The organism is Streptomyces sp. NPDC001068 (assembly GCF_042897315.1).
GTDB lineage: Bacteria > Actinomycetota > Actinomycetes > Streptomycetales > Streptomycetaceae > Streptomyces.
Genome location: NZ_JBIAYD010000001.1, coordinates 601,508 through 621,526, shown reverse-complemented (window position 1 = coordinate 621,526; position 20,019 = coordinate 601,508). Strand labels below are relative to the sequence as shown.

The 20,019-nt window shown below is 70.7% G+C and carries 18 protein-coding genes; 4 read left to right on the top strand and 14 right to left on the bottom strand.

The window, feature by feature from the left end; translation table 11 throughout:
* Positions 1–5 precede the first annotated feature (5 nt).
* Entirely contained in the window at positions 6–488 is a 483-nt protein-coding gene (locus ACFY3I_RS02700) for a methylated-DNA--[protein]-cysteine S-methyltransferase (protein ID WP_390859011.1), read from the top strand.
* Here ACFY3I_RS02700 and ACFY3I_RS02695 read toward each other — a convergent pair.
* A complete protein-coding gene (locus tag ACFY3I_RS02695; RefSeq protein WP_390859010.1) occupies positions 485–1,213 on the bottom strand; it encodes an NAD-dependent deacetylase in 729 nt (242 codons plus the stop codon). The genes ACFY3I_RS02700 and ACFY3I_RS02695 overlap by 4 nt on opposite strands.
* A gap of 214 nt (positions 1,214–1,427) precedes the next feature.
* On the opposite strand from ACFY3I_RS02695, the gene ACFY3I_RS02690 reads away from it, so the two are divergent.
* Positions 1,428–1,712 carry a hypothetical protein gene (locus ACFY3I_RS02690; protein WP_390859009.1) on the top strand — a complete coding sequence of 95 codons (285 nt, stop codon included), beginning with the start codon at positions 1,428–1,430 and terminating at the stop codon, positions 1,710–1,712.
* A gap of 240 nt (positions 1,713–1,952) precedes the next feature.
* On the opposite strand, the gene ACFY3I_RS02685 is transcribed toward ACFY3I_RS02690, so the two are convergent.
* The 3 genes from ACFY3I_RS02685 to ACFY3I_RS02675 form a co-directional block, all read right to left on the bottom strand.
* On the bottom strand, positions 1,953–2,627 hold the full coding sequence (locus tag ACFY3I_RS02685; protein ID WP_390859008.1) for a hypothetical protein: 675 nt from the start codon (positions 2,625–2,627) through the stop codon (positions 1,953–1,955).
* A 168-nt stretch (positions 2,628–2,795) separates the two neighbouring features.
* Positions 2,796–4,406 carry a M48 family metallopeptidase gene (locus tag ACFY3I_RS02680; RefSeq protein WP_390859007.1) on the bottom strand — a complete coding sequence of 537 codons (1,611 nt, stop codon included), beginning with the start codon at positions 4,404–4,406 and terminating at the stop codon, positions 2,796–2,798.
* A 327-nt stretch (positions 4,407–4,733) separates the two neighbouring features.
* Positions 4,734–5,327, bottom strand: a complete 594-nt coding sequence (locus ACFY3I_RS02675; RefSeq protein WP_365295331.1) for a DUF4291 domain-containing protein — start codon at positions 5,325–5,327, stop codon at positions 4,734–4,736.
* 289 nt (positions 5,328–5,616) lie between these two features.
* Between ACFY3I_RS02675 and ACFY3I_RS02670 the strand changes: the two genes are divergently transcribed.
* Positions 5,617–6,504, top strand: a complete 888-nt coding sequence (locus ACFY3I_RS02670; RefSeq protein ID WP_390859006.1) for an NAD(P)H-binding protein — start codon at positions 5,617–5,619, stop codon at positions 6,502–6,504.
* Positions 6,505–6,628: 124 nt separating this feature from the next.
* On the opposite strand, the gene ACFY3I_RS02665 is transcribed toward ACFY3I_RS02670, so the two are convergent.
* Positions 6,629–7,123, bottom strand: a complete 495-nt coding sequence (locus ACFY3I_RS02665; protein ID WP_390859005.1) for an NUDIX domain-containing protein — start codon at positions 7,121–7,123, stop codon at positions 6,629–6,631.
* Positions 7,124–7,333: 210 nt separating this feature from the next.
* Here ACFY3I_RS02665 and ACFY3I_RS02660 point away from each other — a divergent pair, with 210 nt between their 5' ends.
* Positions 7,334–8,452 (top strand): glycerate kinase, encoded by a 1,119-nt coding sequence (locus ACFY3I_RS02660; RefSeq protein WP_390859417.1) that lies wholly within the window; start codon positions 7,334–7,336, stop codon positions 8,450–8,452.
* A gap of 325 nt (positions 8,453–8,777) precedes the next feature.
* Here the strand turns inward: ACFY3I_RS02660 and pssA are convergent, their stop codons facing one another.
* The 9 genes from pssA to ACFY3I_RS02615 form a co-directional block, all read right to left on the bottom strand.
* Positions 8,778–9,602: a CDP-diacylglycerol--serine O-phosphatidyltransferase gene (pssA, locus tag ACFY3I_RS02655; RefSeq protein WP_390859416.1), complete on the bottom strand. Its 825-nt coding sequence runs from the start codon at positions 9,600–9,602 to the stop codon at positions 8,778–8,780.
* 22 nt (positions 9,603–9,624) lie between these two features.
* Positions 9,625–10,281 (bottom strand): phosphatidylserine decarboxylase, encoded by a 657-nt coding sequence (locus ACFY3I_RS02650; RefSeq protein ID WP_351315264.1) that lies wholly within the window; start codon positions 10,279–10,281, stop codon positions 9,625–9,627.
* 169 nt (positions 10,282–10,450) lie between these two features.
* Positions 10,451–11,656: an acyl-CoA dehydrogenase family protein gene (locus tag ACFY3I_RS02645; RefSeq protein WP_363014514.1), complete on the bottom strand. Its 1,206-nt coding sequence runs from the start codon at positions 11,654–11,656 to the stop codon at positions 10,451–10,453.
* Positions 11,657–11,658: 2 nt separating this feature from the next.
* A complete protein-coding gene (locus ACFY3I_RS02640) occupies positions 11,659–12,171 on the bottom strand; it encodes a MaoC family dehydratase (protein ID WP_365295337.1) in 513 nt (170 codons plus the stop codon).
* Between the two features lie 5 nt (positions 12,172–12,176).
* Complete coding sequence (locus tag ACFY3I_RS02635; RefSeq protein WP_390859004.1) at positions 12,177–13,142, bottom strand: HpcH/HpaI aldolase/citrate lyase family protein; 966 nt, start codon at positions 13,140–13,142, stop codon at positions 12,177–12,179.
* The gene (locus tag ACFY3I_RS02630; protein ID WP_390859003.1) at positions 13,139–15,211 is read right to left on the bottom strand and encodes a protein meaA; all 2,073 of its coding nucleotides are present in this window, start codon (positions 15,209–15,211) and stop codon (positions 13,139–13,141) included. Before ACFY3I_RS02630 ends, ACFY3I_RS02635 begins: the two co-directional genes overlap by 4 nt.
* Positions 15,212–15,228: 17 nt before the next feature.
* Complete coding sequence (ccrA, locus tag ACFY3I_RS02625) at positions 15,229–16,572, bottom strand: crotonyl-CoA carboxylase/reductase (RefSeq protein WP_365295343.1); 1,344 nt, start codon at positions 16,570–16,572, stop codon at positions 15,229–15,231.
* Between the two features lie 449 nt (positions 16,573–17,021).
* Positions 17,022–17,852: a TetR family transcriptional regulator gene (locus ACFY3I_RS02620; protein WP_365295345.1), complete on the bottom strand. Its 831-nt coding sequence runs from the start codon at positions 17,850–17,852 to the stop codon at positions 17,022–17,024.
* A gap of 160 nt (positions 17,853–18,012) precedes the next feature.
* Positions 18,013–19,818: a 3-hydroxyacyl-CoA dehydrogenase family protein gene (locus tag ACFY3I_RS02615; RefSeq protein ID WP_365295347.1), complete on the bottom strand. Its 1,806-nt coding sequence runs from the start codon at positions 19,816–19,818 to the stop codon at positions 18,013–18,015.
* Between the last annotated feature and the right edge of the window lie 201 nt (positions 19,819–20,019).

Below are 20,019 nucleotides of genomic sequence, written 5' to 3'. Positions count from 1 at the left end.
CAGCCGTGAAGAACCACACGATCACCGACAGCCCCTACGGCCCCCTCACCCTGGTCGCCGAGGACGGCGTCCTGTGCGGCCTCTACATGGTGGACCAGCGCCACCGCCCGCCCGAGGAGAACTTCGGCGCCCGCGACGACGGCCTGTTCGCCGCGGCGGAGGAACAGCTGACCGCGTACTTCGCGGGCGAGCTGACGGAGTTCACCCTCGAACTGCGCCTGAACGGAACCCCGTTCCAGCGCAGCGTCTGGGAACAGCTCAGTCTCATCCCCTACGGCGAGACCCGGTCCTACGGCGAACTGGCCGACGCCCTGGGCAATCCGCAGGCGTCCCGGGCGGTGGGCCTCGCCAACGGCAGGAACCCGATCGGCATCATCGTCCCCTGCCACCGCGTCGTCGGCGCCGACGGCAGCCTCACCGGCTACGGCGGCGGCCTGCCCCGCAAGCGGCGCCTGCTCGACTTCGAACGGGACGCGGGCCTCTTCTAGGCGTCCCGCAGCTCCGCGAGCAGCCTCGGCAGCGCGGTGCCGATCGGTTCCCGGACGACTTCGTCCGCCCGGTCGTCGTACGGCGTGGGTTCGGCGTTGACGACGATCAGCCGGGCGCCGTGGTCGGCGGCGATGCCCGCGAGGCCGGCGGCGGGGTGGACCTGGAGACTGCTGCCGACCGCGATGAACACCGTGCACGCCTTGCTGATGGCGAGGGCCTGGCCGAGGACGACGGGGTCGAGGTTCTCGCCGAACATGACGGTCGCGGACTTGAGGACGCCCCCGCACTCCAGGCACGGCGGGTCGTCCTCGCCGGCCTCGACGCGGGCGATCGCGTCCGTCATCGCTCCCCGCGCATGGCACTTGGTGCACACCACGCCGTGGGCAGAGCCGTGCAGTTCGAGCACCTTGCGGGCGGGCAGCCCGGCGAGCTGGTGCAGTCCGTCCACGTTCTGTGTGATCACCCGCACCGGCGTCCCCGAACGCTCCAGTTCGGCGACGGCGCGGTGTGCCACGTTCGGCTCGGCCGCGAGCGCCCGGTTCTGCCGTCGCATCTGCCAGGACCTGCGCCGGATCTCGGGGTCGCCCATGTAGTAGTCGTACGTCACGAGCTTCTCGGCCTCAGGGTCCCTGCGCCACAGCCCGTTCGGACCGCGGTAGTCGGGGATCCCGGAGTCAGTGGAGATGCCCGCTCCGCTGAGGATGGCGACGAGTGGCCTGTTCATGGGCCGAGCGTAGGATGCGCGCCCGCCCGGGGCGAACGGATATCCGAGCCGCCGCGGGGTCGGGGGGTTCCGCGGGCGGGGTCGGCGACCGCCGTTCGGATCACCCGGGGAGACCCTTCGGATGATTGCCGGGCGTCTCACGAGCCGGACGCCCGTCGCAGGGAATCCACGTCTCGGCAAGGGACGAACCCGGTACGCCGTGAGGAGCTCGAAGATGTACGTGGCAGTCCGGCGGTACGAAGGGGTGACCGATCCGGCCGAGGCGGCACGGCTCGTGAACGAGGGGTTCGTGCCGCTCATGCGCCGGGTCTCCGGCTTCGTCGCCTACTACTGGATCGACGCGGGAGACGGCGTGATGGTCTCGACCAGCGTCTTCCAGGACCGGGCCGGCGCCGAGGAGTCGATCTCGACGGCCTCGGACTTCGTGCGGGACCATCTCGCGTCACTGCTCCCCAACCCTCCCCAGGTCATGGCCGGCGAGGTGGTGGCTTCCGCGTGACCGTACGGGGTCCGCGGGGCCGCGTCACGTGAGACGTGCGCGTCACGTGAGACGCGCGGGTCGCGCGCGGACCGCGGGTCGGGGACGCGGGTGGGGCGGGGGTCCGGCGCGCGCGGGGTGTTCCAGCAGCTCGACCGGCTCACCGAAGGACTGCTCCCCGTGCCCCTACGGCCCTTCCGCGCTGCGTTCCCCACTCGCTTCCACGTGGCTCCATGACTCGTTCTGCATGTCTCGGGCGGGTCAGGTCTCGGTGCTGCTGAAGCGGCTGGCGCCGGCGTCCGGTTCACGGGTCCACAGGGAGAGGTCGCTGCTCGTCGCTACGGCAAGGGTCTGCCCGGAGGGCGAGAATCCAACGGCACGGAGCTCGGAGTAGTCGGAGTGGAAGATGTGCCACCAGCGGTCCCCGTGCGGACCGGAGTGCGGCAGACCGCCGTCGCGAGAGAGCAGGACACGCTCGTTCGGCCACGCCGGGGCAACGACCTCCAGCTTCCAACCGTCTCCGCTGATGGTGTGCAGTCCTCCGCCGAAAAGTCCGGCGATGCGCACCCGGCTCCCGGCGACCGGTCCCAGTCCAGGACACCACTCGGCGGGGTCCGCGTCACGGTTGTCGTCGTCGGCGTCCGGGTCACGATCCCGCGCGATCTTCTCGCCGGTGACGGCGTCGAAGAGCCCGTGCCCGTCGTGGGAGACGGCCATCACCAGATCGTGGCCGGTGCCGGGGTCCGTCGCGAAGCCGATCCCGAGCAGTCCGCCGACAGGGGTGCCGTACGCGTGCTCGAAGACCGGCCGCCAGGGGTCGGGCGCGGGCACCACCGGGGCCGCGAGAATTCGGTTCCGCATCGCCCGCTGGTAGTCCGAGAGTTCGGGCTCGTGATCGGACTGGCCGACCGGGGGCGTCTCCTTCGTCCACTTCATCACGAGACCATGATCCTCGCCCCGACACCTCGGTCCAGCGCGTGGGCACAGGTTCTCGTCGGCTGGGAACGCTGCTTGACGACCCACGTCAGGCAGCGTTCGCGAGCCTTTTGCGAGTTGAATCGGACTGGGATCATTCGGTTGACGGGCAACCCGGCCGCACTCCGGCTACACGGACACGCAGTCGCGGCCGGTGAGCAGGGCGCGCAGCGGGGCGGTGTCGGGTGTGTCGGTGACGGCCGCGTCGATGGCGTCGTCCAGGCCCTTCTCCCACGGCTCGGGCAGAAGGAGTCCAGGCCGCCCCGACCAGGCGATGTCCGGTCTGGCGTGTCCCGACTCGACGAGTCGCAGGTGGACCAGGCCCGCGAGCCCGTCGAAGATCTCGGGCCGAATGAAATTGCGGGCGGACGGCCCTGTCAGTCGTGACGCCTGATACGGCTTGGGCATGCGGTCGGCGACCTCCATCCACAGCAGACCGCGGTCGATCGCGTCGAGTACCTCCTCCAAGCCGGGCAGGACGTCGTTGACCGCCTCCTCGGACGTGGCATCTCGGCGTGCGGGCACCGTTCCCTCAGCACCCTGCGCCGATGAGCGAAGCGCCCTGGCCACGGCGAGCCGCAGCGGCCGGGACCAGCCGTCGGCGTCCTCGACCGCGCGGGCCATGACGAGGTCGTCCCAACTCCTCCGCCGCATGAGCGCCGCCTCCCGCGACAGCGTGCGTTCCTCCAGTGCGGCGAACACCCTGTCCGTGTCCCGCAGCAGGGTCAGCGCCGCCGTCCCATCGGCCGGCTCGGAGGGGCGGTCGTCGGTGGGCAGCTCCTCGATCAGGGCGATCCGCTCGGCTGTCGGCGGGTGCGAATCGTACGGGTGCGGCCGCGGCGGACGCTGCCCGGCGGAGAGTTCAGCGAGTCGCTCCCCGGTACGGACGGCGAGCAACCGCCGGAAACCGCCGTGCACCTCGCCCACAGGCGGCAGCGCTCCCTGCGACGTGCCCATCCCGGCGTACGTCTCCAGGTAGTGGGTGTACGCACCGGCGAGCACCGGAATGATGCGCAGGGCGGCGGCCGTCGCGTCACGCCCTGCGTGCCGGGCGGCCATCCGGTCGGCGGCGAACTCCTGGTGACGGGCGACGGACTGCGAGGTACGCAGGAACATCCGGGCGTAACCGACGTACAGGGCGCCGATCACGAAGTGGAACCTGGTTCCGCCCTGCTGAAAGGCCTGCACCGTGTGCACTACTGCTTTCCGTCCGCGCATCGTGACAGCGCCGAGCCGGGTGTCGAGGTTTGCGTAGTGGCCGAACTCGTGGGCGAGGACGGCGCGCAACTGTGGGACGGTCAGTCCGGCGAGCAGCGGCAGACCGAGACGCATGCGGCGGCGTCCGGACACCAGCCCCAGCAGGTGGCTGTGTTCGGCGACTCCCGCGTTGACCACTGCGTCCAGGTAGAGCTCGTCCGGTGGCCGCTGTCCCGTCACTTCGGCGGCGATGCGTATCTGTTCCCACAGCTCGGGCTGGTCCTCGGGAGTGACCGCGACCGCGTCCGACACCGGGCCGAGACGCCCGGCCCGCAGAAAGGCGAACATGCCCCGCACAATCGCGGCCGCCAGCAGAACGGTGACGGTCAGGACCGTGCCCTCCAGCCAGGCCGCCTGAGCGGTGAACAGGCGTGTCGTGAGCAGCCAGTCCAGCACCGCCATGGCCGACAGCAGGACCGCGCCCATCAGAAAGAAGCCGACCAGCAAAGCGAACGCGCGGACAGCGCGCAGCCGAAACGTCATCGAGGAATCTCCCACCCACCTGGTTCAGCAGCCTGAGGAGGCCAAAGCGCTTGCGGATACTACCTGCGGCTTTCCGAGGGGGCCGCTCCCTGGGGCGTCGAGCCGGACGTGCAGGCCGGCGACCGCGGCGATCAGTCCCAGCCGTGACGGATACGCGGCACTTGTCGAGTCGGGGCTCGGCGCGACACGTTCCGACGGCCGTGGAGTCCGTCGGCCGGCTGACATCTCAGAGCTCCTGCGGGCCGCGGAGGCGGCGACTTCGGCGAGGCGAACTCAGTGCGGCGTGCCGTAGGGCGAGCGGAAGTCGTTCATCGCGCACTCGACCCTTCATGCGTTGAGGTGGGCAAGTCCCGCGTCTCCGACGGGATAGGGGCGTTCTTGGGGCAGCAGGCGGGCGGCGGAGTCCAGGTCACCGCTGCGGACAACGGCGTGGATCTCGTGGGCGAGTGGGGTCACGTCGCGGATGGTGACCGTCCACTCGTCCGCGTAGCGTCGTGCGGCCTCACCGCTGAGGCCGAGTTGCAGGGACCGGTACGGCAGGGGCTGGAGGTGCAGGTCCCGTTCGGGATCCCACTGGACCCGGGCCGGTGCGCGCTTGAGGTCACGCTGCCAGCTGCCGCGGTCGGGGTGCAGCCCGCGGACGTAGCTCGACAGACAGGCGTGGCGCAGCGCCCAGTCGAAGCCGTCACGGCGGATCTCCACGGCGAGGACGGTCTCCTGCGCCTCCTTCGTGCCCCACCCGGAGCGGTACATCATCCACGTGAAACTGGGTTTGATCCACGTCATTCGGTCGGGTTTCCACGCTGCCGGAAAGTGGCCGTCCCGGGCGGCGGGGAGTCCGATCTCAGGGGAGTACGCCTGGTAGACGGTGATCGTGGACGCCGTGTGGAGCGCGCGGATCCTGTGGAGCTCTTCTTTCATGGCGTTCAGCGTGAAGCTCGGTCAGTCCGGGTGACCACCGATTTTCGACCGAGCGTCACGCAACAGGTCCGTGGCGGGGATTCGCGGGGTCGGCTCCGGCCGTACCCGCTCGTCGGCGGCGGGCCGTGGCGACACGAATCCGGGCCGCGGTCACCGTCCGCGCCCTGGGGCCGCCGCGTCCGACGTCGCGTGATCACGTGGGGGAGGAAAACAAGCGGGACCCGTCTTCCGTCGGGTTTGATGGGAACTGCGGGTTCCGGCCGGGAGCGGCCACGACCGAGGGGAGACCATGTCCGACGACCATGTCACCGTCGCGGTCACCGGAGTGACCGGGGCACTGGGCAGCCGTGTCGCGGCTCGGCTCGCCGACCGTGGCGTCCCCCAACTGCTCGTCGGAAGACGGCCCGACCGGATGCCCGGACTGCCGGGCGCACGGCGGCGTGGTCCGGCCGGGTACGGCGACGCCTCCGCAATGCGTGAGGCGCTGGAGGGCGCGTCGACGCTCGTCCTGGTGTCCGGACACCGGACGGGACGCCGGCTGGAGGAGCACGCCACCGCCGTCGAGGCCGCGATCGCGGCCGGTGTCGACCGGGTCCTGTACGTGTCCCTCGTCGGCGCCTCGCCCACCGCCACCTATCTGAACGCCCGCGACCAGTGGCTGACCGAGCAGTTCCTGGCCGGAGCCGGGATCCGGCACACGGTACTCCGGGCGGGCTTCTACACGTCGACGCCGGCCGCCCTGGCCGACGGGGAATTCGTCGTCAGCGGCCCCGCGAGCACCGGCCGGGCCGCTTTCACCACCCACGAGGACATCGCGGACGTGATCACCGCTGTCGCGCTCGACGAGGGTGTCCCCTCCGAGTACGACGGCGCGGTACTGGAGATCACCGGGCCCGAGGCCCTGACCCTGGACGAAGCGGTCACCCGGATCGCGGCGGCCACCGGCCGGCCCTACCGGTTCGAAACGGAGACCCTCGAGGAGGCCTTCGCGCGGCGGTGGCGGCAGGGCATGAGCGGGGAACAGATCGAGACCTGGATCTCGTGGTACCAGGCGATCGAGAAGGGCGAGATCTCCGCGGTCACCGACGTCGTCCAACGGCTCACCGGCTCACCGGCGACGCCCGTCTCCGACGCGGCCTGGTGGCCCGCACCGAACACCGCGCGCGGCACCCCCTGAACGCGCGCGGACGTGACGACCGCCCTTCTCCCTTCGCTCTCCGGTCGTCCCGCGCGATTCGGCGTCACCCCGCGCGAACCGGTGTCACCCCGTGCGAACCGGCGTCACCTCGTACGAATCGGCGTCACCCCGCGCGGTCGCCGTTCTCCAGTTCCGCGGTGCCCGTGCCCTCGTCCAGCACGTCCAGCGCGGCCAGTACGCGGCGTCCCAGGGAGCCCGGCAGGTACGTGGTGAGTTCGGCGCGGGCGACCAGCCGCCAGGACAGGAGTTCCTCCTCCTGGAGGCGGATCGACCCGAGGTCGGCGTCGGTGACGAGACCGCCGTCGTACAGGTAGGCGACGATCGGCGGCCGGCCGGTGCCGTGCACCCAGTCCACCGCGAGCAGCCGGCCCATCTCGCGGTCCAGGCCGATCTCCTCCAGGGTCTCCCGGCGGGCGCCCTGGCGCGGGGTCTCCCCGTCGTCGGACTCGACGGTCCCGCCGGGCAGCGCCCAGCCCTCCCGGTAGTTCGGCTCGACGAGCAGCACCCGTCCCTCGGCGTCCCGGAGGAGCGCGGCCGCCCCGGCGAGGATCCGGGGGAGGCTCGCGATGTACGCGGCGTAGGCGTCAGTGGTGGTCACCCGGAAAGGGTATCCAGCGGGGGGCCGGGCTCCCCACGGACGAGGGCCGCCCTCCCCGGTACGGCCGGGTTCCCGGGCCGCTCCCGGGACCTGTCCGGGCCTCGGCCGGGAAATGACGGCGGGGGTGTCCTGCGGTTAAGGTCGCAGCGGCGCGACTGGCCTTGACATGTGCGAGGCCCGGAGAGCAAGGGGATACAGGTGACGCAGCGCGTGCTCATCGCCGCGGACAAGTTCAAGGGATCGCTGACGGCCGTACAGGTCGCCGAGCGGGTGACCGCGGGGCTCCGCCGGATCGTGCCCGGCGTGGAGGTGGCGGCGCTGCCCGTCGCGGACGGCGGGGACGGCACGGTGGCCGCGGCGGTCGCGGCCGGATTCGAGCGCCACGAGCGGCGGGTCGCCGGCCCGTTGGGGCGGGAGGTCGGTGCCGCGTTCGCGCTGCGCGGCGACACCGCGGTGGTGGAGATGGCCGAGGCGAGCGGACTGCAACGGCTGCCGGCCGGTGTGTTCGCGCCCCTGGCGGCCTCGACGTACGGCTCCGGAGAGCTGCTGCGGGCCGCGCTGGACGCGGGTGCCCGCACGATCGTCTTCGGCGTCGGGGGCAGCGCCACGACCGACGGCGGTGCCGGGATGCTGACGGCGCTCGGGGCCCGGTTCCTGGACCAGGACGGCGAGCCGGTGGCGCCGGGCGGAGGCGGCCTCGCCGACCTGGCCCGCGCGGACCTGTCCGGCCTGGACCCCCGGCTGTCGTCGGTCGACCTGATCCTCGCCAGCGACGTCGACAACCCGCTGACCGGGCCGAAGGGCGCGCCCGCCGTGTACGGCCCGCAGAAGGGTGCCTCGCCGGACGACGTGGGGGTCCTGGACAGGGCCCTCGCGCACTTCGCGAAGGTGCTGGAGGCGGAGGCCGGCCCGCGTGCGGCGGAGTACGCCGTGGCGCCGGGCGCCGGGGCCGCCGGTGGCATCGGGTTCGGGGCGCTGCTGCTCGGTGCGCGGTTCCGGGCCGGCATCGAGGTCATGCTCGACGTGCTGGGCTTCGCGCCGGCCCTGGAGGGGGCCGAGCTCGTCATCACCGGCGAGGGCTCCCTGGACGAGCAGACGCTGCACGGGAAGGCGCCGGCGGGGGTGGCCGCGGCCGCGCGTGCCGCAGGCAAGGAGGTCGTGGCGGTGTGCGGGCGGCTGGCGCTGGCGCCGGCGGAGCTCGGGCGGGCGGGGATCCGGCGGGCGTACCCGCTGACGTCCGTGGAGCCGGACGTCGCGAAGTGCATCGCGGACGCGGGACCGATCCTGGAGCGCGTCGCGGAGCAGATCGCGCGGGACTTCCTGACCTGAGCGCACCGTCCCTGGACACCGTCCCGGGGGACCGTCCGGGGGCTCCGCCCCCGGTCCTGCGGGATCCTCGCCCACCCACCACCCGACTCGGTTGGGCAAGGGGTGAACCGAGGCGCCAGAGACGGTGGTGACGCGTCCAGGGACGGCCACGGAGACGAGGCGCGTCCCGGGAGGGAACCGGGGAGGGAGCCGGGGGGAGGGCACCTCCGGCGGTGACGCTCGAAGGGCCCCGGGAGGGACCCGGCGAAGAGCCGCGGTAGGAACGGTGAAGGGCCCCGGACCGGAAATCGGTTCGGGGCCCTTCGCCGTTGGTGCGGGTAGGCGGTTACGGCAGCTGCGCCGCCCTCGCCTCGCGGCGGTTGTCGCGGATGTTGTTCACCCGGCGGGCCGTGGCGAACAGCGGGATCACCGCGCCCATCACCAGCTGCAGCGCGCAGCCGGTCTGGAGCAGCAGCTGGCCGCCGGGGGCGTCGAAGGCCCAGGCCGCCAGGAGCCCCATGGACAGGACGATCCAGGACAGCATCGCCCCGGCGAGACGCCCACGCGGCTTCGGGTACTCGACCCGGCTCACCATCAGCCAGGCCGTACCGAGGATCGCGAGGAGCGTCGCGACGAAGGGCAGTTCCAGCAGCACGATCGAGACGACCGTGAGCGCGCCGAACGGCGACGGCATGCCCTGGAACATGCCGTTCGGCGGGGTCACGCAGCTGAAGCGGGCCAGCCGCAGCACCACCGCCAGCAGGACGACCACCGCTCCGACCGCGGCCACCTTCTGGTACGCGTCGTCGGCCACCATGCCGTAGACGAGCACGAAGTACGCGGGGGCCAGGCCGAAGCTGACCAGGTCCGAGAGGTTGTCCAGCTCGGCGCCCATGGGCGAGGAGCGCAGCTTGCGCGCGACCAGGCCGTCGAACAGGTCGAAGACCGCCGCGCAGAGCATGAGGATGACCGCGGTGGCGGCGCTGTGCCGCGCCATGCCCGCCGACTGGTCGTCCCCGGTGAGGTGCGGGATCAGGATGCCGGTGGTGGTGAAGTACACCGCCATGAAGCCGCACGTGGCGTTGCCCAGGGTGAGGGTGTCCGCTATCGAGAGGCGGAGAGAGAGCGGCATCTCCTCCTCGTCGTCGCCGACCTCGTCGGCCTCGGGCACCCAGCCCGCCTGGGTCTCCGGATCAATCACGGTCAATGCGAGTCACCCCAGCCACGGTCTTCTGTCCGACCTCGACCGCGACCTCCACGCCCTCGGGCAGGTAGATGTCGACGCGCGAGCCGAAGCGGATCAGACCGATGCGGTCGCCCTGCTCGACCTTCGTGCCCTGCGGGAGGTAGGGCACGATGCGGCGGGCCACCGCGCCGGCGATCTGGATCATCTCGATGTCGCCGAGTTCGGTGTCGAAATGCCAGACTACGCGCTCGTTGTTCTCGCTCTCCTTGTTGAAGGCGGGAACGAAGCCACCGGGGATGTGCTCCACCGACGTCACGGTGCCGGACAGCGGTGCCCGGTTGACGTGGACGTTGAGCGGGCTCATGAAGATCGCGACGCGGGTGCGCCCGTCCTTCCACGGCATGATGCTCTGCACCACACCGTCGGCGGGGGAGATGACGCGGCCCTGGGCGATCTCACGCTCGGGGTCGCGGAAGAACCACAGCATGCCCGCGGCGAGCGCGGTGGCGGGCACGGCGACGGCCTTCGCGGCGCCGGAGCGACGGGCACGCAGGAGGCTGACGGCTGCGGTGGCGACGGTCGGGAGAAGCCACGGCGATGCTCCGCGCGCGAGGCGTACGCCGGCCAGGCTGTCTCGATGTGCAGAGGTTTGGCTGTGGGGCATGGATGACCTTCGTAGCGGATGATGCCGCGCGGTGATAGGGGACGGCGGCTTTCCGGGATCGTACCGGTCGTGGGCCACAACTGGGCAAGCCAGGATACCGAGTCGGCGGCCGAAGACCGTTGACGGGGTGTGATCTTCTTCTCGAAGAAAACACCCCGCACCGGGACAATCAGCCCTGGAACCGATACTCTTCGAGCAGCCTTCGGCCGATGATCATTTTCTGGATCTCGGCGGTGCCTTCGCCGATCAGCAGCATCGGCGCCTCGCGGTAGAGCCGCTCGATCTCGTACTCCTTGGAGAATCCGTAGCCTCCGTGGATCCGGAAGGCGTCCTCCACGACCTCCTTGCAGTACTCGGAGGCGAGGTACTTCGCCATCCCGGCCTCCAGGTCGTTTCGTTCCCCGGAGTCCTTTTTACGTGCGGCGTTCACCATCATGGCATGGGCGGCCTCGACCTTGGTGGCCATCTCCGCGAGCTTGAACTGGATGGCCTGGTGCTGGGCGATCGCCTTGCCGAAAGTGTGACGCTGCTGGGCGTACCGGACGCCGAGTTCGAAGGCACGCTGTGCGACGCCGCAGCCACGCGCCGCCACGTTGACGCGGCCGACCTCGACTCCGTCCATCATTTGGTAAAAACCTCGGCCGGTGACCCCGCCGAGCACCCGATCGGCCGGAATCCGCAGCCCGTCCATGATCAGCTCGGTGGTGTCGACGCCCTTGTAGCCCATCTTGTCGATCTTGCCCGGGATGGTGAGGCCGGGGCGGACCTCTCCGAAGCCGGGCTCCTTCTCGACCAGGAAGGTCGTCATCGACTTGTGGGGGGCCGTTCCCTCGGGGTGGCCTTCGTCACTTCGTACGAGGACGGCCACGAGCGAGGAGGTGCCGCCGTTGGTCAGCCACATCTTCTGGCCGTTCAGGACGTACTCCTCGCCGTCCTTCACCGCCTTCGAGGTGATGGCGGAGACGTCCGAGCCGAGGGCCGGCTCCGACATCGAGAACGCGCCCCGGACGTCGCCGGCCGCCATCCGCGGCAGGAAGTGGTCCTTCTGCTCCTGCGTGCCGTGCTGCTTGAGCATGTACGCCACGATGAAGTGCGTGTTGATGATGCCGGAGACGGACATCCAGCCCCGGGCGATCTCCTCGACGCACAGCGCGTACGTCAGGAGCGACTCGCCCAGGCCGCCGTACTCCTCGGGGATCATCAGGCCGAAGAGGCCGAGCTCCTTCAGGCCGTCGACGATGTCCTGCGGGTATTCGTCGCGGTGCTCCAGCTCGGTGGCGACCGGGATGATCTCCTTGTCCACGAAGTCGCGGACGGTGGAGAGGATCTCCTGCTGGACGTCGGTCAGACCGGCGGTCTGGGCGAGACGGGCCATGGCTACTTCTCCTGCTCCCTCAGCTCGGGGCGGCCCGGCTGCTCGCCGCCGCGCTCCTTGATGTACGTCTCGGTCGGCACCATCACCTTGCGGCGGAAGACGCAGACCAGCGTGCCGTCCTGCTTGTAGCCCTTGGTCTCGACGTAGACGATCCCGCGGTCGTTCTTCGACTTGGAGGGCCACTTGTCGAGCACGGTGGTCTGCCCGTAGACCGTGTCGCCGTGGAAGGTCGGCGCCACGTGCCTGAGCGACTCGATCTCCAGGTTGGCGATCGCCTTGCCCGAGACGTCCGGCACGCTCATGCCGAGCAGCAGCGAGTAGATGTAGTTCCCGACCACCACGTTCTTGCCGAAGTCCGTCGTCTTCTCGGCGTAGTTGGTGTCCATGTGGAGCGGGTGGTGGTTCATGGTGAGCAGGCAGAACAGGTGGTCGTCGTACTCCGTGACCGTCTTCCCGGGCCAGTGCTTGTACGTCGCCCCGACCTCGAACTCCTCGTACGTGCGTCCGAACTGCATCGCGCTCAGCCCTCCGGGATCTCGAACTTCGAGGTGCGCTGCATGCCGGCCGCGCGGCCCTTGCCGGAGATGACCAGGGCCATCTTGCGGCTGGCCTCGTCGATCATCTCGTCGCCGAGCATCGCGGAGCCCTTCTTGCCGCCCGCCTCGGACGTGTAGTAGTCGTACGCGTCCAGGATCAGCTCGGCGTGGTCGTAGTCCTCCTGGGACGGCGAGAAGATCTCGTTGGACGCCTCGACCTGGCCCGGGTGCAGGACCCACTTGCCGTCGAAGCCGAGGGCCGCGGCACGCTGGGCGACCGCGCGGTAGCCCTCCACGTTGCGGATCTGGAGGTAGGGGCCGTCGATCGCCTGGAGGTTGTTGGCGCGGGCGGCCATCAGGATCTTCATCAGGATGTAGTGGTAGGCGTCCGCCGGGTAGCCGGGCGGCTGCTCGCCCACGACCAGCGACTTCATGTTGATGGACGCCATGAAGTCGGCCGGGCCGAAGATGATGGTCTCCACGCGCGGGGAGGCCTGCGCGATCTCGTTGACGTTGTTGAGGCCCTGCGCGTTCTCGATCTGCGCCTCGATGCCGATCTTGCCGACCTCGAAGCCCATGGTCTTCTCGATCTGGGTGAGCAGCAGGTCCAGCGCGACGACCTGCTGGGCCGTCTGCACCTTCGGCAGCATGATGCAGTCGAGGTTCTGGCCGGCGCCCTCGACCACCGTGACGACGTCGCGGTACGTCCACTCGGTGGTCCAGTCGTTGACGCGCACCACCCGCGTCTTGCCGGTCCAGTCGCCCTCGTTGAGGAACTTCACGATGGTGTGCCGCGCCCCGGGCTTGGCGAGCGGCGCGCACGCGTCCTCCAGGTCCAGGAAGACCTGGTCCGCCGGGAGACCCTGCGCCTTCTCCAGGAAGCGCGGGTTCGAGCCGGGCACCGCGAGGCACGAGCGCCGCGGGCGCAGACGGTTGACGGGCGTCGTCATGCGGGGACCTCCAGGGGGTCGAGCTTGTTCGCTTTGCGGATCTCGTCGACGATGCGGCCGATGATCCCGGTGATGTCGAAGTCCTTCGGGGTGAAGACCGCGGCCACTCCGGCTTCCCTGAGCTGCTCGGCATCACCGTTCGGGATGATGCCACCGGCGATCACCGGTATATCTGTGGCACCGGCCACACGGAGGCGTTCCAGGACGTCGGGGACCAGCTGGGCGTGCGATCCGGACAGGATCGACAGTCCCACCGCGTGCACGTCCTCGGCGAGCGCGGCGTCCACGATCTGCTCGGGCGTCAGCCGGATGCCCTGGTAGACCACTTCGAAGCCGGCGTCCCTGGCCCGTACGGCGATCTGCTCGGCGCCGTTGGAGTGCCCGTCCAGGCCGGGCTTGCCGACCAGGAAGCGGAGCTTGCCGGTGCCCAGGTCGCGGGCGGTGGCGTCCACCCGCGCGCGCACCCCGGCCATCGCCGAGCCGGCCTCGGCGGGCACCGCCACCGGAGCCGAGGAGACGCCGGTGGGCGCCCGGAACTCGCCGAACACCTCGCGCAGCGCCCCCGCCCACTCTCCGGTCGTGACCCCGGCGCGGGCGCACTCCAGAGTGGCCTCCATGAGGTTGTCGGTGCCCTTGGCGGCCTCCTTCAGCCGCTCCAGCGCCTTGCAGGGGCGCGGGTGGTTGAACGGCGGCTGGTAGCGCGTGTCGCGCCAGCGGCCGATCGCCTCCACCACCCGGGCCTCGACCGCCGGGTCGACCGTCTGGATCGCGGTGTCCAGGTCGGCGGTGAGCGGGTTGGGCTCGGTCGTCTCGAAGATGTTGACGCCGACGATCTTCTCCTGCCCGGACTCGATCCGCCCCCGGCGCTCCGCGTGCGAGGCGACCAGCTGCGACTTGAGGTACCCGGACTCGACGGCGGCCATCGCGCCGCCCATCTTTTGGATGCGGTCCATCTCGGCGAGGCAGTCCTCGACCAGCTGCGCGACCTTCGCCTCGATGACGTGCGAGCCCTCGAAGATGTCCTCGTACTCCAGCAGGTCGCTCTCGTGGGCGAGCACCTGCTGGATGCGCAGCGACCACTGCTGGTCCCAGGGCCGGGGCAGGCCGAGCGCCTCGTTCCAGGCGGGCAGCTGCACGGCACGCGCGCGGGCGTCCTTGGACAGCGTGACGGCGAGCATCTCGAGCACGATCCGCTGGACGTTGTTCTCCGGCTGCGCCTCGGTCAGGCCGAGCGAGTTCACCTGGACGCCGTAGCGGAACCGCCGCTGCTTGGGGTTCTCGATGCCGTAGCGCTCGCGGGTGACCTTGTCCCAGATGCGGCCGAACGCACGCATCTTGCACATCTCCTCGACGAAGCGGACGCCCGCGTTCACGAAGAAGGAGATCCGCGCGACCACGTCGCCCATCCGCTCCTGCGGCACCTGGCCGGAGTCGCGGACGGCGTCGAGCACGGCGATCGCGGTGGACATCGCGTACGCGATCTCCTGGACCGGGGTGGCGCCCGCCTCCTGCAGGTGGTAGCTGCAGATGTTGATCGGGTTCCACTTCGGGATGTGGGAGACCGTGTACGCGATCATGTCCGTCGTCAGCCGGAGACTCGGTCCGGGCGGGAAGACGTGCGTCCCCCGGGACAGGTACTCCTTGACGATGTCGTTCTGGGTGGTGCCCTGGAGCTTGGTGACGTCGGCGCCCTGTTCCTCGGCGACGACCTGGTAGAGCGCCAGCAGCCACATGGCGGTGGCGTTGATCGTCATCGAGGTGTTCATCTGCTCCAGGGGGATGTCCTGGAACAGCCGGCGCATGTCACCGAGGTGCGAGACGGGCACGCCCACCCGGCCGACCTCGCCGCGGGCGAGGATGTGGTCGGGGTCGTAGCCGGTCTGCGTCGGCAGGTCGAACGCGACCGACAGGCCGGTCTGGCCCTTGTCGAGGTTGCGCCGGTACAGCTCGTTGGAGGCCTCGGCGGTGGAGTGCCCGGCATACGTCCGCATGAGCCACGGCCGGTCCTTCTCCCGTGCGGTCGGCGGAACGGACTCCCGCCCGCCGTCGGCGATCTGACGCTCAGTCATCTATGACCTCGGGTGTCTCAGACGTTGCGGAAGCGGTTGATGGCGTCGAGGTGCTTGGCGCGCATCTCCTCGTCGCGCACGCCGAGGCCCTCCTGGGGGGCCAGGCACAGGACGCCGACCTTGCCCTGGTGGACGTTGCGGTGCACGTCGTGGGCGGCCTGGCCGGTCTCCTCCAGCGAGTAGACCTTCGACAGGGTCGGGTGGATCCGGCCCTTCGCGATCAGCCGGTTGGCCTCCCAGGCCTCGCGGTAGTTGGCGAAGTGCGAGCCGATGATCCGCTTCAGGGACATCCACAGGTAGCGGTTGTCGTACTCGTGCATGTAGCCCGAGGTGGAGGCGCAGGTGGTGATCGTGCCGCCCTTGCGGGTGACGAAGACGCTCGCGCCGAAGGTCTCGCGGCCGGGGTGCTCGAAGACGATGTCGATGTCCTCGCCGCCGGTGAGTTCGCGGATGCGCTTGCCGAAGCGCTTCCACTCCTTGGGGTCCTGGGTCTGCTCGTCCTTCCAGAACCGGTAGCCCTCGGCGCTGCGGTCGATGATCGCCTCGGCGCCCATCGAGCGGCAGATGTCCGCCTTCTGGTCGCTGGAGACGACGCAGATCGGGTTGGCGCCGCCGGCCAGCGCGAACTGGGTGGCGTAGGAGCCGAGTCCGCCGCTGGCGCCCCAGATCAGCACGTTGTCGCCCTGCTTCATGCCGGCGCCGTTGCGGGAGACCAGCTGCCGGTAGGCGGTGGAGTTGACCAGGCCCGGGGCGGCGGCCTCCTCCCAGCTGAGGTGGCCGGGCTTCGGCATCAGCTGGTTGGACTTGACGAGCGCGATCTCGGCGAGGCCGCCGAAGTTGGTCTCGAAGCCCCAGATCCGCTGCTCGGGGTCGAGCATCGTGTCGTTGTGCCCGTCCGAGGACTCCATCTCGACGGACAGGCAGTGCGCGACGACCTCGTCACCGGGCTTCCAGGCGTTGACGCCCGGGCCGGTGCGCAGGACCACGCCCGCGAGGTCGGATCCGATGATGTGGTAGGGCAGGTCGTGGCGCTTGGCCAGGTCGTTGGTGCGGCCGTAGCGCTCCAGGAACCCGAAGGTGGACAGCGGCTCGAAGATCGAGGTCCACACCGAGTTGTAGTTGACCGAGGAGGCCATGACGGCCACCAGCGCCTCGCCCGGGCCCAGCTCGGGCACCGGGACGTCGTCCAGGTGGATCGACTTGCGCGGGTCCTTGTCGCGGGTCTCCAGGCCCGCGAACATCTCCGTCTCGTCCTTGTGCACGGTGATCGCGCGGTACGACTCCGGGAGGGGCAGGGCGGCGAAGTCGGCCGGCGTCGAGTCCTGCGACTGGATCGCGTCGAGAATGGCCTGAGTGGTCACGGTGTTGCCTCCGGCGGTCGGCGCCCCCTGAGGGGAGGGGCGCTGAGGGTTACGTCGGTGCTGCTGAGGGTTTCGGGAGGGTGCCGTCGGTTCGGCGGGGGTGGTGCTTCGGCAGCGCTTTGTGGCGCGGGAGGTTGCCTGTGACGCAGGCGTCCGGCGGGCGGGCTGGTGGGCTCGCCGGGACAGGCCGGACACCCATCAACGTATGACACCGCGTGTCAGGTGGCAAGGCACTGAGTGCCAGAACTTACTCTCAGATGAAATCTTTACGTAACAAATGAGCGATGATCGATCAAAGCTACTGACGGGTAGGCCAAGGTGTGCCGACTTGTGGGGGTCCTCCCGATGTCGGAGCCGTCACCCGGCACCCAGTGCCATCAGGCCGGAAAAAAGGAACGCGCCCCCCGGGACAGGGGGGCGCGTCGGCGGTGTCCGTCCGCGGTACGCGGTCAGCGCTCCTTGAGCGCCTGCTCGATGGTCCGCATCACCTCGTCGAGCGGGGCGTCGGTCCTGGCCACCGTCACCAGCACCTCGCCCTGCGAGGCCACCGTGGCCGGCGCGGTGGACCGGGGAGAGGTCTCCCGGCCCGCCCCGATGCCCGTCCCGAACGTCTTCCGCACGATCGCGAAGGCGTGGTCCAGCTGCGTCTCCACGTCCCCCTGCCCGCCGGCCCGCAGCCAGCGCCGCAGCACGTGGTTGTGGGCGGTGACCACCGCCGACGCGGCCACCTCGGCCAGCAGCGGGTCGTCGTTGGCGTCGTCCGCGTGCGCGTGCTCGTCGAAGTGGCCGAGCAGGTAGCGGGTGAAGAGACGCTCGTAGCGGGCCACCGAGGCGATCTCGGCCTCACGGAGGGTCGGCACCTCGCGGGTGAGCTTGTAGCGGGCGACCGAGATGTCCGGCCGGGCCGCGTACATCTTCATGACCTCCTTGATGCCGCGGCACACGGTGTCGAGCGGATGCTCGTGCGCCGGGGCCGCGTTGAGCACGGCCTCCGCACGGATCAGGGTGTCGTCGTGGTCCGGGAAGATCGCCTCTTCCTTGGAACGGAAGTGGCGGAAGAAGGTGCGCCGGGCGACCCCGGCCGCGGCCGCGATCTCGTCGACGGTGGTCGCCTCGTACCCCTTGGTCGCGAACAGCTCCATCGCGGCGGCCGCGAGCTCGCGGCGCATCTTGAGCCGCTGCGCGGCCGCGCGGCTGCCCGCGGCACTCTCCGGCGCGTCGGACGTGGCGGGTGTACGTGAGGACCTGGCGGACTGGGGCATGTCCCGAACGTACTGCATGTGCGCAGCTTGATGGGCATGACCGGGGTTTCCCCCGCCCGCGAGGGGCGGGGGAGCGCAGGGCGGGGGAGCCGGGCGGAGCGGGACGGGCGGCGGTCCGCCGCCCGGGTCGAGCAGCCCGCCCCAGTCCCGCTCGTCCCGGTACCGGTCGCCGAGGCCCTCAGCGGCGGGCATATTCGCGGAAGCCACGGCCGGTCTTGCGGCCGAGGCAGCCCGCGGCCACCAGGTGCTCGAGGAGCGGCGCGGGCGCCAGCCCCGGATCGCGGAACTCCCGGTGCAGCACCTTCTCGATCGCGAGCGACACGTCCAGGCCGACCACGTCCAGCAGCTCGAACGGGCCCATCGGGTAGCCGCCGCCGAGCTTCATCGCCGCGTCGATGTCGTCCAGCGAGGCGTAGTGCTCCTCGACCATCTTGATCGCGTTGTTGAGGTACGGGAACAGCAGCGCGTTCACGATGAACCCGGCCCGGTCGCCGCAGTCCACGGGGTGCTTCCTGATGGTCGCGCAGACCTCGCGGACCGTCGCGTGCACGTCCTCGCCGGTCAGCACGGTACGGACGACCTCGACCAGCTTCATGGCCGGCGCCGGGTTGAAGAAGTGCATGCCGATCACGTCCTGGGGACGCGAGGTGGCCCGGGCGCAGGCCACGACCGGCAGCGAGGAGGTCGTGGTGGCCAGCACCGCGCCGGGCTTGCAGACCTTGTCGAGGGTTGCGAACAGCTGCCGCTTGATCTCCAGGTCCTCGGCGACCGCCTCCACCGCCAGGTCGACGTCGGCGAAGGCGTCGTACGAGCCCGCGGCGGTGATTAGGTCCAGGGTCCGGGCGGCGGCCTCGGGGGTCATCCGGCCCTTGCCGACGGAGCGGTCCAGGGACTTGCCGACGCGGGCCTTGGCGGCCTGCGCCTTGTCCTCGCTGCGGGCGGCCAGGACGACCTGGTAGCCGGCCTTGGCGAAGACCTCGGCGATGCCGGAGGCCATGGTTCCGGAGCCGGCCACCCCGACCGAGCGGACCGGGCGGCCCTCGCCGACGGCGGCGCCGTCCAGCGGGGTCAGCGCGTCCCGGACCACCGTGGTGCTGCCCGGGGCCTCGTAGGTGTAGAAACCGCGCCCGGACTTGCGGCCGGTCAGGCCCGCCTCGCTGAGCTGCTTGAGGACGGGGGCCGGGGCGTGCAGCCGGTCGCGGGACTCGGCGTACATGGCCTCCAGGACCGTGCGCGCGGTGTCGACGCCGATCAGGTCGAGCAGGGCGAGCGGGCCCATCGGCAGACCGCAGCCGAGCCGCATGGCGGCGTCGATGTCCTCACGGGAGGCGTACTTCGCCTCGTACATCGCGGCGGCCTGGTTGAGGTAGCCGAAGAGCAGCCCGTCCGCGACGAACCCGGGGCGGTCGCCGACCGCGACCGGCTCCTTGCCGAGTTCCAGCGCCAGATCGGTGACGGCGGCGACCGCGCCGGGCGCGGTGAGCACCGAGGAGACGACCTCGACCAGCTTCATCGCCGGGGCGGGGTTGAAGAAGTGCAGGCCGAGGACGCGTTCGGGACGGGCCGAGTCGGCGGCCAGCCGGGTCACGGAGAGCGCGTTGGTACCGGTGGCGAGGATGGTCCCCGGGCGGACGATGCCGTCCAGCTCGCGGAAGACCTGGTGCTTGATGTCGTACGACTCCGGGACCACCTCGATGACGAGGTCGGCGTCGGCCGCGGCCGTCAGGTCGGTGCCGGTGCGGACCCGGGCGAGGACGTCGGCGCGCTCCTGCTCGGTCAGCCTGCCGCGGCCCACGGCACGGGCCGTGGAGGCCTCCAGGGCGGCGAGCGAACCGGCCGCCTGGGCCTCGCTGACGTCGATGCCGATCACATGGCGGCCGGCCCTGGCGAGGACCTCGGTGATGCCGGTGCCCATGGTGCCGAGGCCGACCACGGCGACGGTCCTGAGCGGGGACAGGGAGGGGTCGGACTGGGGAGTGGCCATCGCGGGACTCCAGGAATGAGGGTGACGACTGGAAACGGCCCGGGTGCGCCGGGAGGGCGCACCGGGTGCCGAAAGAGCTGCGTGGATGCGGGTGTTGGCCGGGCTGCTTGCGCACACGCCCGGTGCCGTCGCCACGGGCGTGCACACGCCCGGCGGCGGCCGGTCCCGACCGGCCCTGTCCCGGAGCCGAGCCGTACATGC